The following is a 13,297-nucleotide window of genomic DNA, read 5'->3' as shown; positions in this document are numbered from 1 at the left end:
ATATTTGAAAGTAATAACTTTTCTCAGGCCACCTATTTCGATGCGCTACGGTTCATTCCTTTTGTGGCCGGCAGCACGGATTAACCATGATACCGGCCGAAGGCGCGCGATTCGCATCAGGCGGCCGATCCTCCGACCGTCAGCCCCTCCATCAGCACTGTGGGTTGACCCACACCCACGGGCACCCACTGACCGTCCTTGCCGCAGGTTCCCATGCCGGGATCCAGGGCCATGTCGTTGCCCAGACCCCGGATACGTTTCAACGCTGAAGGACCGTCGCCGATCAGCGTTGCGCCCTTGACCGGCGCGCCGATTTTGCCGTTCACGACCCGGTAGGCCTCGGTACAGCTGAACACGAATTTGCCGTTGGTGATGTCGACCTGGCCGCCGCCGAAACCCACGGCCCAGATGCCGTCCTTGATCTCGGCCACCAGATCCGCCGGGTTGGCATCGCCGCCCAGCATGATCGTGTTGGTCATGCGTGGCATCGGTTTGTGCGCATAGCTTTGCCGGCGCCCGTTGCCGGTGGGGGACACGCCCATCAGGCGCGCATTCTGCCGGTCCTGCATGTAGCCAGTCAGGATGCCGTCTTCGATCAGCACGGTGCGCGAGCTCGGTGTCCCCTCGTCATCCACGGTGATCGATCCGCGACGATCCGGGATCGTCCCGTCATCCACCACGGTCACGCCCTTGGAGGCGATCCGCTGCCCCATCAGCCCGGCAAAGGCCGAACTCCCCTTGCGGTTAAAGTCTCCTTCCAACCCATGCCCGATGGCCTCGTGCAGCAGGATGCCGGGCCAGCCGGGGCCCAATGCGACTTCCATCACGCCGGCCGGAGCGGCAACGGCGTCAAGGTTGACCAAAGCAATGCGCAGCGCCTCTCGGACCTTGTCCTGCCAATCGGACGGGTCAATCAGGCCGTCCAGACCAACGCGGCCACCACCTCCGGCCGATCCGCTTTCGCGCCGGCCGTTCTGTTCGACGATGACCGACACGTTCAGGCGGGTCATCGGACGAACGTCGCGTACCATGGTGCCATCGGGGCGGAGGATCTCGACCTCTTGCACGGACGCGGCGATCACGGCGCTGACTTGAACCACCCTGGGGTCCAGATCGCGCGCAAATCCGTCGATTTCGCGCAGAGTCTCGACCTTGACCGGGAAGCTGGCGGATTCGATCGGGTCCGCATCCGTATAAAGCTGCTTGTTTGTGCGCCTTGGCGCGTCGGCCAAAGTGCCTCCACCGTCACCAACCGCCAGCCGAGCGGTTTCCGCAGCACGTTTCAGCGAGGGCATTGATACATCTGTCGAGTGGGCATAACCGGCCACATCACCCTGCACGGCACGCAGCCCGAATCCCTCGGATGCATCGTAGGATGCGGTGCGCAGGCGCCCATCGTCAAAGGCAAGTGTTTCGGATTTCCGACGCTCTACAAACAGCTCGCCGTCTTCGGCCCCGGCGGTGGCCGAGCGCAGTACGGCCAGTGCCTCGTCATGCGGCAATGCGGTCTCGAACGGGCGAAACGGGGCTTGAGTCATGGGTTGCGGCCTTTCGCGTTTGATCCAGATCAAAAATAGCGTCTGTTTGACGCAAGCATTTTGCTTTATCTACCTCCCGGAATATGGTTTTTAACGCGGCCAAAGACAACGGGAGAGGTGTGACCGATTCACACCTGTTCGCCAGAGACGCAAAGATCAAACGATCAGGACAGAAAATGAAGAATGCTTTGATGCTTTCGGGGGTGTTCGCAGCCCTCTCCAGCCTTCCCGCCATGGCTCAGGATCTTGAGATCATCGGCAAGCCGGTCGACGGCGGCATGGGCTTCCAGCCGGCGGCCACCAGCCTGGCCGAAGGGATTCACCGCCTTGATGGTATGATTCTGGTTATCATCACCGCGATCTGTCTGCTGGTCGCAGGCCTGCTGGTATACTGCATCGTGCGCTACAACCAGCGTGTAAACCCGACCCCGGCGCGGTTCTCGCACTACACTCCGGTCGAGATCGCCTGGACCATCGGCCCGATCCTGATCCTGGTCTTCATCGGTGCGTTCTCGCTGCCGGTGCTGTTCAAGCAGCAGGAAATCCCCGAGGGTGATGTCGTCATCAAGGTGACCGGCAACCAGTGGTACTGGACCTATGAATATGTCGATCACGACTTTGCGTTCGACAGCTACCTGCTGGGTCACCCGGCAACCCTGGACGAAGGCGCACGCCCCGCCGATGCGGATGTAACCCCGTTCGTTCTGGACGATGCGATGCGCGCCAAGCTGGCCGATGCCGGCTACAGCGAGGATGAGTGGCTGCTGGCCACCGACACCGCAGTCGTGGTTCCCGTCAACAAGGTGGTTGTGATGCAGGTCACGGCGGCCGACGTGATCCACTCATGGACGATCCCGGCGTTTGGCGTCAAACAGGACGGCGTTCCGGGCCGCCTGGCCGAGCTGTGGTTCCAGGCCGACAAGGAAGGCATCTACTTCGGCCAGTGCTCCGAGCTGTGCGGCAAGGACCACGCCTACATGCCGATCACCGTCAAAGTCGTCAGCGAAGAAGCCTATCAGGAATGGCTACAGGGCGCGTTGGACGAATACGCCGGCCAGCCGGCGTCGTTCCAGATCGCCTCGAACTGACGAACCCGGGGCCTGAGGCCCGTTCGAAACCAAGGACAGGCTGCGCGTGTTTCGCGCAGCTTTCGCACCACAAGGACCTGACATGACCGACGCGAGCATCAATGCCAGCACACTTGCCGCACAATCCAGTGCGGACGAGGCCGGCTTTGGCGACTATTTCGCCCTGCTCAAGCCGCGGGTGATGTCGCTTGTCGTGTTCACCGCGTTGGTAGGTCTGCTGGCCGCCCCTGTGCCGGTACATCCGTTCGTCGGCTTCTGCGCCATCCTGTTCATCGCCATCGGCGGTGGCGCCTCGGGCGCGCTGAACATGTGGTGGGATGCGGATATCGACAAGGTTATGAAGCGCACCAAGGGTCGTCCGATCCCGTCGGGCAAGGTCGAGCCCGGCGAGGCGATGGCGCTGGGCCTGGCCCTGTCGGGCCTGTCGGTGATCATGCTGGGCTTGGCGACCAACTGGTTCGCGGGCGCGTTTCTGGCCTTTACCATCTTTTTCTATGTCGTGATCTACACGATGTGGCTCAAGCGCCTGACGCCGCAGAACATCGTGATTGGTGGCGCTGCGGGCGCCTTCCCGCCGGTAATCGGATGGGTTGCCGCCACGGGTTCGATGACGCTCGAACCGTGGCTGATGTTTGCCCTGACCTTCATGTGGACCCCGCCGCATTTCTGGGCGCTGGCGCTGTTCATGCGCTCGGATTATGACGACGCGGGCGTGCCAATGCTGACCGTAACACATGGACGCCGCGCCACGCGGACCCATATCTTGGTCTATACCGCATTGCTGGCTCTGCTGGCCGTGGGCACGGCGTTCTCGGGCATTGGTGGGCCGATTTACCTGGCTGTGGCCGTGGTGTTGAACGCTCTGTTCTTCCGGGGGGCGTGGGCCATATCGCGCCGCACCGAAGACGATGCCGAGGCGGACAATTTCAGGGTCGAGCGCAGCTTTTTCAAGCTGTCGCTTCTGTACCTGTTCCTGCATTTCGGCGCGATCCTCGCCGAGGCGCTGCTGCAACCCTACGGGTTGGGAGGCTGGTCATGAGCCTGCGCAAAAGCCATGAGCTGCACCAGCGCCGGTTCGGCCGCAACCTGGGTGTTGGGCTGACGCTGGCGGCGTTCATCGTGATCATTTTCGGCCTGACCATCGTAAAGGTCTCGGGCAGCGATTTCGGCGTGCCCAGCGAGGAGGTTCAGAACTGATGGCTTTGAGCGGACCGCAGAAGACCGTTGCACAAACCGTTGGGCTGGTTGTTCTGATGGGCAGCCTGGCCTGGGCGGCCGTGCCGTTCTACGACTGGTTCTGTCGGGTCACCGGGTTCGGGGGCACCACCGGCGTTGCCGAGGCCACGCCCGACGATATCCTCGACCGGGTGGTGACCATTCGCTTCGACGCCTCAAAGGCCAAGGACATGCCGTGGGAATTCAAACCCGTCGAGCGAGAGATGAAGGTGCGTATCGGTGAGACCGGTCTGGCCTTCTATGAGGCGTACAACCCAACCGACAAGCCGGTCGCGGGACAGGCATCGTACAATGTGACGCCCTATTCCGCCGGTGGCTATTTCCAGAAGATCGCCTGTTTCTGCTTTGAAGAGCAGGTTCTGGAACCCGGTGAACGGGTCGAGATGCCCGTAACTTTCTTCGTCGACCCCGAAATGGTGGAAGACCCCGAAGCACAGTATGTTCATACGATCACGCTGTCGTATACATTCTACGAAATCGACCTGCCCGAGGGCTATGCCGCCCTGGATGCGCAGGCAGAAACAAACACGAACTAACGCCTGTAGGTGAGGGACGCTGATGGCACACGCAAAAAACCACGATTACCACATTCTGGCACCTTCGATCTGGCCGCTGATCGGCGCGATCGGTGGCTTCGTCATGCTGTTCGGAGCCGTCTTGTGGATGCACGGCATGACCTCCTTCGTGTTCTGGGGTGGTCTTGTGGCGGTTCTCTACACGATGTTTGCCTGGTGGTCCGAGGTCGTGGCCGAAAGCCGCGCGGGTGATCACACCCCGGTCGTCCGGATCGGGCTGCGCTACGGCTTCATCCTGTTCGTCATGTCCGAGGTGATGTTCTTCTTCGCCTGGTTCTGGTCGTTCTTCAAACATCGCATGTATCCGATGTACGACTATGCCGGCACCGAATACATCCAGCCTGACATCCACGCGGTGGACCCGTTCCACCTGCCGCTGATCAACACTCTGGTTCTGTTGCTGTCGGGCTGTGCGATCACTTGGGCGCACCACGCGCTGGTCCACGACAACGACCGCAAGGCGCTGATTCAGGGTCTCGCGATCGGTATCGTCCTAGGCATCGCCTTCACCTTCCTGCAGGCCTTCGAATACTACGAACTGCTGGCCCACGAAGGCTGGGAGTTCGGCGGTGATCAGTTCTACTCGAACTTCTTCATGGCAACCGGCTTCCACGGCGCACATGTGATCATCGGCACCATCTTCCTGACGGTCTGTCTGATCCGCGCGCTGCGGGGCGACTTTACCCCGGAGAAACATGTCGGGTTCGAGGCGGCCGCATGGTACTGGCACTTTGTCGACGTCGTCTGGCTGTTCCTGTTCTTCGCAGTCTACATCTGGGGTCAGGCACCGCTGATGTAACGCCACGCGAGGCTGTCGAATTGCAAAAGCCGCCCCTCGGGGCGGCTTTTTCTCGATCAGGGGCGCAAGGGATTGCGCCCCGTACAATTGCAAGGTTGCATTTCCTTGCGCACAGACCGTAACAAGACGCCGGCTTGACCCCGAGCCGCCATGACACGCAACAAGGGCCAGATATGCGCCGGATCCTGTTTCTGCTGATTTTCGGACTCGCCGGGCTGGCGGTTCTTGTGTCTCTGGGCACTTGGCAGGTTCAGCGTCTGGCGTGGAAAGAGGGCATTCTGGCCGACATCGAAGCCCGGATCGCCGCCGATCCGGTGCCGCTGCCCGAGGCGGTAGATCCCGAAGCCGACCGCTATCTGCCCATAGAGGTATCGGGCGAGATGCTGCCCGGCGAAATCCATGTACTGGTTTCGGTCAAGCAGGTCGGGCCGGGCTATCGGATCATCGCGCCCTTCCGAACCGGTGATCGCACGATCCTGGTAGACCGGGGCTTTGTGCCCACGACGGCCAAGCAGGCCGAACGCCAGATCGGCCCCATGCAGGTTGTCGGAAATCTGCATTGGCCGGATGAGATCGACGGCTATACCCCCGATCCGGACCGGGCGGGCAACATCTGGTTTGCCCGCGACGTTCCCGCGCTGGCCGATGCGCTTGGGGCCGAACCGATCCTACTGGTTGCCCGCAGCCAGACCGATCCCGCCATCACGCCTCTGCCGGTGGATACGGCGGGTATTCCCAACGACCATCTGCAATACGCGGTGACATGGTTCGGCCTGGCGCTGGTCTGGGCCGCAATGACCGGATATTTCCTGTGGCGCGGCCGCGCCCCATCAGAAAGTGACGCGCAATGAAATACATCTCGACCCGCGGGCAGGCGCCCGAACTGAGCTTCGAAGAGGCGATGCTGACCGGTCTGGCCCGCGACGGTGGCCTGTACCTGCCTGCCGAAATCCCGGTTCTGAGCCAGGACGAGATCGCCGCGCTGGGCGGGCTGCCCTATGAAGAGATCGCGTTCCGCGTCATGTGGCCCTATGTCAGTGGCTCGTTCGCCGGGGATGAGTTCAAAGAGATCATCGCCCGCGCCTATGCCGGGTTCGGCCATGATGCCCGCGCGCCGTTGAAGCAGCTGAACGAGAACCACTTTTTGCTGGAACTGTTCCACGGGCCCACGCTGGCTTTCAAGGATTTCGCCATGCAGCTGATCGGTCAGCTGTTCCAGGTGGCGCTGAAGCGGCGGGGCGAGCGTGTCACCATCGTGGGCGCCACCAGCGGCGACACCGGATCGGCCGCGATCGAGGCGTTCCGGGGGCTGGATGCGGTCGATGTGTTCATCCTGTTCCCGCATGGCCGCGTCTCCGAGGTGCAGCGCCGTCAGATGACCACACCCGCCGACAGCAACGTGCACGCGCTGGCCGTCGATGGCGATTTCGACGACTGTCAGGCCGCCGTGAAGGACATGTTCAACGATTTCGATTTCCGCGACGGGGTCAAGCTGGCGGGGGTGAACTCGATTAACTTTGCCCGCGTGCTGGCGCAAGTGGTTTATTATTTCTCGGCCGCGACCAGCCTGGGCGCGCCGCATCGCAAGGTCAGCTTCACGGTGCCCACCGGCAATTTCGGCGACATCTTCGCCGGCCACATCGCCAAACGGATGGGTCTGCCCATCGACCGTCTGGTGGTGGCGACCAACCAGAACGACATCCTGCATCGCTGCCTGTCGGGGCAGGGCTATTTCAAGGGCGACACCATCCCCTCGATAAGCCCGTCGATGGATATTCAGGTCAGCTCGAACTTTGAGCGCGCGCTGTACTATGCCTATGGCGAGGACGGGCGGGCCGTGGCGCAGTTGATGGACGAGCTGAAACAGGGCGGCTTCCACGTCAGCCAGGGCGCGATGGAGGCCCTGCGCGAAAGCTTCGACTCGGGCCGTGTGTCAGAAGAGGAAACGCTGGCCACGATCAAATCCACGCTGGAACACAGCGCCGAGCTGGTCTGCCCGCATACCGCCGTGGGCATCAAGGTGGCCGAAGACACCCGCGCCGCCGATGTGCCCATGGTTACTCTGGCCACCGCGCACCCGGCGAAATTCCCCGCCGCGGTCGAGCAGGCCAGCGGTGTGCATCCGCCTCTTCCCTCGCGCATGTCCGATCTGTATGAACGTCCGGAACGGGTGACCCGCATCGCCAACGATCTGGGCGCCATCGAGGATCATATCAAAAGGCATATTGCTGAGTGACTGTCAGACTGGATCAACTAACAAACGGCTTTCGGATCGTCAGCGAACAGATGCCGGGGCTGCAATCGGCAGCCATCGGCATCTGGGTGACCGCTGGCGGGCGGCATGAGCGGATCGAACAGAACGGCATCGCGCATTTCCTCGAGCATATGGCCTTCAAGGGCACCCAGCGGCGCTCGGCCCTGCAGATCGCCGAGGCGATCGAGGATGTGGGCGGCTATATCAACGCCTATACCTCGCGTGAGGTGACGGCCTATTACGCCCGGGTGCTGAAGGATGACGTGGCGCTGGCGATGGACGTGATCGGCGACATCGTCCTGAACCCCGTCTTCGACCCGCGCGAGATCGAGGTTGAGCGCGGTGTGATCCTGCAGGAGATCGGCCAGGCGCATGACACGCCCGACGACGTGATCTTTGACTGGCTGCAGGAACAGAGCTATCGCGATCAGCCGCTGGGCCGCACCATTCTGGGACCCACCGAAAGGGTCAGCGCCTTTTCGCGCGACGACCTGTCGGCCTTCGTGGCCGAGCACTATGCGCCCGACCAGATGATCCTGTCGGCGGCGGGCGCGGTCGATCATGACCAGCTGATGAAACTGGCCGAAGAGATGTTCGGCCATCTGCAACCCCGCAAGGGGTTACAGGCGGAAGCCGCGCGGTTCACCGGTGGCGAGGCGCGGCGGGACAAGGCGCTGGAGCAGGCGCATTTCGCGCTGGCGCTGGAAAGCCCGGGCTATCGCGATGACGAGATCTATACCGCGCAGATCTACTCGACCGCGCTGGGCGGCGGCATGTCCTCGCGCCTGTTCCAGGAAGTGCGTGAGACCCGCGGGCTGTGCTATACAATCTTTGCCCAGACCGGCGCCTATGCCGATACGGGAACGACCACGATCTATGCCGGCACTTCGGCCGATCAGGTGGGTGAGCTGGCCACCATCACCATCGACGAGATGAAGCGCGCGGCCGAGGACATGAGCCCCGAGGAGGTTGCCCGCGCCCGCGCGCAGATGAAGGCCGGGATGCTGATGGGGCTGGAAAGCCCCTCGAACCGGGCCGAGCGTCTGGCTCGGCTGGTGCAGATCTGGGGCCGTGTTCCGCCGCTCGAGGAAACCGTGGCCAAGATCGATGCGGTCAGCACCGCCGACGTCCGCGCCTTTGCGGAAAAGATGGCGGTTCAGGCCCCGGCGGCGCTGGCGCTTTACGGGCCTGTGGGCGGTGCGCCGACACTGGAGAGGCTGCAGGAGAGGCGCGCGGCGTGATGCTGTTGGGCAGACGCAGGCTGAAACTCGAGACCGAGCGGTTGAGCTTGCGCCCGCCCGTGCATTCCGACTTCAACGACTGGGCCGCGCTGCGGCTGTCCTCGCGCGAGTATCTGACCCCGTGGGAGCCGATCTGGGCCAAGGATCATCTGACCCGCAAATCGTTCACCAACCGTGTCTACTGGGCGCAACGCTCGGTGGCCAATGGCACGGCGGTTCCGCTGTTCCTCTTCCGCAGAACGGATGACATGCTGGTGGGCGCCATTACGCTGGACAACATCCGCCGGGGGCCGGCGCAGGCCGGAACGCTGGGCTATTGGACCGGGCAGGCCTTTGCCCGGCAGGGTTACATGCGCGAGGCCATCGGCGCCGTGGTGCATTACGCCTTTACCCGCCTGGACCTGAGCCGGATCGAGGCCGCCTGCCTGCCGGAAAACGCCGCCTCTCGCGGGCTATTGGAAAGCTCGGGGTTCAAATACGAGGGCGTGGCGCAATCCTATCTGCAGATCAACGGGCGTTGGCGGACGCATGTACTTTATGCGTCTCTGCGCTCGGACCGGCGCGGGCGGACGGACGCGGGCTAGGCCGCCCGTCCGACCCTGATGCGGGCGGGACTGTTTCCGAAATCTGGGCCCCGTGACGTGACTCGGGTGCCGGATGCGCTAGACTACTCGATATGCGGAGTATTTTGGCGGGTCTGATCTTGCTGGCAGGGACGGCGGCGGCGCAGGAGCGTCGGCCGAGCCATTGCATCGCCATCGCTCAGAACACCCCTGGAATACAGTACCTACACAAGGCGGCGTGGCAGGATCCGGTGCCCGAATTCTCAGTCCGGATCAGCTATGTCGCGCATGCGTCCTTTCTGATCCAGACACCGGGCGGTCTGAATGCGGTGACCGACTATACCGGCTTCATCGGCGGCGCGGATCTGATCCCCGACATCGTGACGATGAATCACGCCCATGACACGCATTGGACCGCCTATCCCGACCCGGCCATCCCGCATGTGCTGCCGGGGTGGGGCGAGTTTGGGCAGGGCATCGAACACCACCTCGATCTGGGCGAATTGCTGGTGCGCAACGTATCGACCGATATCCGGTCCGCGTATGGCGGGGTGGAAGAGCGCGGAAACTCGATCTTCGTGTTCGAGGTCGAAGGCCTGTGCATCGGCCATCTGGGGCATCTGCACCATGTGCCGTCCGACGAACAGTTCGCGGCCCTTGGGCGGCTGGACGTGGTCATGGCGGCGGTGGACGGGGGCACGACCATGCCCTTGCCCGAGATGATCTCGGTCCTGCAGCGGCTGAAAAGCTCGGTCATCATTCCGATGCACTGGTTCTCGGGCTATTCTCTGGACCGGTTCCTGGCCGATATCCGATCCGATTTCCCGGTGCGCCGGGACGGGGTTTCGGAAATTGAAGTATCGCTGCGGACCCTGCCGGACCGCCCGACGGTGGTGGTGCTCGAGCCGCGATACCTGATGGAATTGGAATAAGCCTTGCCGTGCGCCTCGGGCTTGGGCATGCAGAGGGCATGCATTTGAACCCTGCCGACGAAACCTTTGCCGAAACCATCCGCGCCCGCCTGGGTGACGATATTCTGCGCCCGGTCGAGCCGCGCTATCTGGAAGAGCCGCGCCGCCGCTTCGCCGGGCAGGCGGGTCTGCTGGCCTTGCCCCGCACGGTTGAGGAGGTTGCAGCCTTGGTGCGTTTGGCGTCCGAGGCCCGTGTGCCGGTGGTGCCATACGGCGGCGGCACCGGTCTTGTGGGCGGACAGGTCATGGCGGATGGCCCCGCGCCCCTGATCCTGTCGCTCGAGCGGATGCGCGCGATCCGGGCCGTCTACCCGACCGAAAACATCCTGATCGCCGAGGCCGGTGCTGTGCTGGCCGACATTCAGGCCTCGGCCGAGACGGCCAACCGGCTGTTTCCGCTGTCGCTCGCGGCGCAGGGGTCCTGCCGGATCGGGGGGAACCTCGCTACCAATGCCGGGGGCGTGAACGTCCTGCGTTATGGCAATGCACGAGATCTGTGCCTGGGGCTTGAGGCGGTTCTGCCCAACGGCGACATCTGGCACGGGCTGGAGCGGCTGCGAAAGGACAATACCGGCTATGACCTGCGCAACCTGCTGATCGGGTCCGAGGGCACGCTGGGGGTCATCACCGCCGCCTCGCTCAAACTTTTCCCGCGCCCTGCCGGGCTGGGCACGGCGATCTTTCAGGTGGCCAGCCCCGAAGCGGCGATCGACCTGTTGGCCTTGGCCCGCGATCATCTGGGCGAAACCGTCAGCGCGTTCGAATTGATCCACAGACAGGGGCTGGGTTTTCTGGCAGAGGTCCTGCCGGACGTGCGGCAACCCTTTGACACACCGCCGGAATGGTCGGTCCTGATCGAACTGGGATTGCCGGCCGGGCACGAGCCCGAAGCGGCGCTGGAGTCCTTGTTCGTCGCTGCCGAGGCCCGTGGTCTGGTGTCGGACGGTGTCATCGCCCAAAGCGCCGCGCAGCGCGACGCGCTGTGGTCGGTGCGCGAACGCATCCCCGAGGCGAACCGGCTGATCGGTTCGGTGTCCAGCCACGATATCTCGGTTCCGATTTCGCGCATCCCCGACTTCATTCGCCAAGGCGGCGAGGCGATTGCGGCCCTCGGACCGTTTCGGGTGAACTGTTTTGGTCATTTGGGGGACGGCAACCTGCACTACAACGTCTTCCCGCCCAAAGGCCACGACCGGGACGCGTTCAATGACCGGCGCGCCGCGATCAAGCGCGCGGTTCATGACCTGGTGCATGAATTTGAAGGATCGGTCAGTGCCGAGCACGGGGTGGGCCGTCTGAAGACCGGTGATCTGGAACGCTATGGTGATCCAGCCAAACTGTCGGCCATGCGCGCCATCAAGGCCGCCTTGGACCCGCTCGGGATCATGAACCCCGGCGCCGTCCTGTCAGCTGTGTGAGTGCGGCCCGAACGCTCCGGGCCGCAGCTGCGCGTCGTTTACGACGCCGGCAGGATAACCTTGTCGATGACGTGGATCACGCCATTGCTGGTTTCGATATCTGCCTGAACGACATTTGCATCATTGACCATGACACCGTTGTCGAGATCGATCGTGATCTCTCCACCCTGCACGGTGGCGGCGGTCATGTCGTCGGACAGATCACCCGACATCACCTTGCCCGGAACCACGTGATAGGTGAGGATCGCCACAAGCTGATCCTTGTTCTCGGGCTTCAGCAGCGTTTCCACGGTGCCTTCGGGCAGCGCGGCAAAGGCTTCATCCGTGGGCGCGAAAACGGTGAATGGGCCTTCGCCCTTCAGCGTGTCAACCAACTCGGCAGCCTGCACGGCTGCGACCAGAGTGTTGAAGCTGCCGGCTCCGACAGCGGTGTCCACAATGTCCTTGCCGTGGCCGTCGGCCATGGCAGCGGTCGAAAACAGGATACTGGCGACACCGGCAACAGCGAATTTGCGAAACATGATCTACTTCCCTTGTTGAGGATGTCATCGGCGACATCAGGGGCGATACGGCGACATGCCGGAAGGAGATCAGGCGTCAGGTGCAAAAAACCGACTGGAAAACGAACGACGCCGCGCTAAGCGCGCGGCGTTTCCAGCGGCAAGTCACGAAATCGTGACCGCTGTCTGTTCACAGCCCTTCGAATTCGCACAGGACATGGACGTCCATGCCCATCTCCTCCAGCACCTTCCGGCCACCCAGCTCGGGCAGGTCGATGATGAAGGCGCAGCTGACAATCTCGCCGCCCAGCCGTTCGATCAGCTTGATGCCTGCCGCGGCAGTGCCGCCGGTGGCCAGCAGGTCATCGACGACCAGAACCTTTTCACCGGGCTGGATCGCGTCATCGTGGATCTCGACGATGGCCTCGCCGTATTCCAGCTTGTACTCCTCGCTGATCGTGGTGCCCGGCAGCTTGCCCTTCTTGCGGATCGGAACGAAGCCCACGCTCAGCTGGTGAGCGATCGCGCCGCCCAAGATGAAACCGCGCGCCTCAAGCCCCACGACCTTGTCGATGCGCTCGCCGGCATAGGGGTGCAGCATCTGGTCGATGGCCATGCGAAACCCGCGGGGATCCGCAAACAGGGTCGTCACGTCGCGGAACATGATCCCTTCGTGGGGAAAATCGACGATGGTCCGAATGTAATCCTTGACCGTTTTGCTTCTGGACATGGGGCAACCCTTCTTGCGTCAAAACACGGCGGTGTTTGGCGTATCACGGCCAGTCATGCAAGCCACGGCTGCCGTCCTGCGCGTATTTGCTGCGGAACAGATGCGCCCGGACAACCCGCCCTTGGGGGGGTGCGGGTATCGACAAGCGATGCGCTTTGTCTATACAAGGTGCCACGCGCTGATGCAGGCCCAGAATAAGGATGACAGCCGTGGCCAAGGCCGACCTCAAGGGATCCACCAAAAAGAACAGCCAGCTGGTTCTGCGCCTGGACAAGGACGAACGCGACGCGTTCGTTGCGCTGTGCCGCGATCTCGACACCTCGGCCGCGCGCGAGATCCGCAAGTTCATTCGCGCATTCATGGCTGAGAACGCCGGGACCTGAC

15 protein-coding genes are annotated in these 13,297 nt (G+C 62.9%); 12 read left to right on the top strand and 3 right to left on the bottom strand.

Translation table 11 applies throughout. The annotated features are described in order from the left end of the window. Positions 1–116 precede the first annotated feature (116 nt). On the bottom strand, positions 117–1,538 hold the full coding sequence (tldD, locus tag ACR0CU_RS09495; RefSeq protein ID WP_170358198.1) for a metalloprotease TldD: 1,422 nt from the start codon (positions 1,536–1,538) through the stop codon (positions 117–119). A 176-nt stretch (positions 1,539–1,714) separates the two neighbouring features. Here tldD and coxB point away from each other — a divergent pair, with 176 nt between their 5' ends. The 11 genes from coxB (at position 1,715) to ACR0CU_RS09440 (ending at position 11,683) form a co-directional block, all read left to right on the top strand. Beyond that, positions 1,715–2,626, top strand: a complete 912-nt coding sequence (gene coxB / locus ACR0CU_RS09490; protein WP_170337536.1) for a cytochrome c oxidase subunit II — start codon at positions 1,715–1,717, stop codon at positions 2,624–2,626. Positions 2,627–2,708: 82 nt separating this feature from the next. After that, positions 2,709–3,665, top strand: a complete 957-nt coding sequence (gene cyoE / locus ACR0CU_RS09485; RefSeq protein ID WP_480642898.1) for a heme o synthase — start codon at positions 2,709–2,711, stop codon at positions 3,663–3,665. Then, positions 3,662–3,823 (top strand): hypothetical protein, encoded by a 162-nt coding sequence (locus ACR0CU_RS09480; RefSeq protein ID WP_170337538.1) that lies wholly within the window; start codon positions 3,662–3,664, stop codon positions 3,821–3,823. Before cyoE ends, ACR0CU_RS09480 begins: the two co-directional genes overlap by 4 nt. Next, a complete protein-coding gene (locus ACR0CU_RS09475; RefSeq protein WP_170362951.1) occupies positions 3,823–4,398 on the top strand; it encodes a cytochrome c oxidase assembly protein in 576 nt (191 codons plus the stop codon). Before ACR0CU_RS09480 ends, ACR0CU_RS09475 begins: the two co-directional genes overlap by 1 nt. Positions 4,399–4,420: 22 nt before the next feature. Continuing rightward, positions 4,421–5,236, top strand: coding sequence for a cytochrome c oxidase subunit 3 (locus ACR0CU_RS09470; protein ID WP_093962747.1), 816 nt, complete (start codon positions 4,421–4,423; stop codon positions 5,234–5,236). 173 nt (positions 5,237–5,409) lie between these two features. Next, positions 5,410–6,087 (top strand): SURF1 family protein, encoded by a 678-nt coding sequence (locus tag ACR0CU_RS09465; protein WP_170446909.1) that lies wholly within the window; start codon positions 5,410–5,412, stop codon positions 6,085–6,087. Beyond that, positions 6,084–7,472, top strand: coding sequence for a threonine synthase (thrC, locus tag ACR0CU_RS09460; protein ID WP_170446907.1), 1,389 nt, complete (start codon positions 6,084–6,086; stop codon positions 7,470–7,472). The genes ACR0CU_RS09465 and thrC overlap by 4 nt, the downstream gene beginning before the upstream one ends. Further along, the gene (locus ACR0CU_RS09455) at positions 7,469–8,731 is read left to right on the top strand and encodes a M16 family metallopeptidase (RefSeq protein ID WP_170446905.1); all 1,263 of its coding nucleotides are present in this window, start codon (positions 7,469–7,471) and stop codon (positions 8,729–8,731) included. Before thrC ends, ACR0CU_RS09455 begins: the two co-directional genes overlap by 4 nt. Further along, complete coding sequence (locus tag ACR0CU_RS09450; RefSeq protein WP_170446904.1) at positions 8,731–9,315, top strand: GNAT family N-acetyltransferase; 585 nt, start codon at positions 8,731–8,733, stop codon at positions 9,313–9,315. Before ACR0CU_RS09455 ends, ACR0CU_RS09450 begins: the two co-directional genes overlap by 1 nt. Before the next feature lie 92 nt (positions 9,316–9,407). Beyond that, on the top strand, positions 9,408–10,226 hold the full coding sequence (locus ACR0CU_RS09445) for an MBL fold metallo-hydrolase (protein ID WP_170446902.1): 819 nt from the start codon (positions 9,408–9,410) through the stop codon (positions 10,224–10,226). Between the two features lie 38 nt (positions 10,227–10,264). Then, a complete protein-coding gene (locus ACR0CU_RS09440) occupies positions 10,265–11,683 on the top strand; it encodes an FAD-binding oxidoreductase (protein ID WP_480642895.1) in 1,419 nt (472 codons plus the stop codon). A 38-nt stretch (positions 11,684–11,721) separates the two neighbouring features. On the opposite strand, the gene ACR0CU_RS09435 is transcribed toward ACR0CU_RS09440, so the two are convergent. Beyond that, positions 11,722–12,204 carry a fasciclin domain-containing protein gene (locus ACR0CU_RS09435; RefSeq protein WP_170337939.1) on the bottom strand — a complete coding sequence of 161 codons (483 nt, stop codon included), beginning with the start codon at positions 12,202–12,204 and terminating at the stop codon, positions 11,722–11,724. A 169-nt stretch (positions 12,205–12,373) separates the two neighbouring features. Further along, positions 12,374–12,913: an adenine phosphoribosyltransferase gene (locus ACR0CU_RS09430; RefSeq protein ID WP_170337941.1), complete on the bottom strand. Its 540-nt coding sequence runs from the start codon at positions 12,911–12,913 to the stop codon at positions 12,374–12,376. A gap of 209 nt (positions 12,914–13,122) precedes the next feature. Between ACR0CU_RS09430 and ACR0CU_RS09425 the strand changes: the two genes are divergently transcribed. Next, complete coding sequence (locus tag ACR0CU_RS09425; protein ID WP_222457049.1) at positions 13,123–13,296, top strand: hypothetical protein; 174 nt, start codon at positions 13,123–13,125, stop codon at positions 13,294–13,296. The last annotated feature ends 1 nt before the right edge of the window (position 13,297 follow it).

Source organism: Ruegeria sp. BC2 (assembly GCF_056539245.1).
The sequence above is the reverse complement of the archived record's forward strand: the minus strand, read 5'-3'. Positions and strand labels throughout refer to the sequence as shown.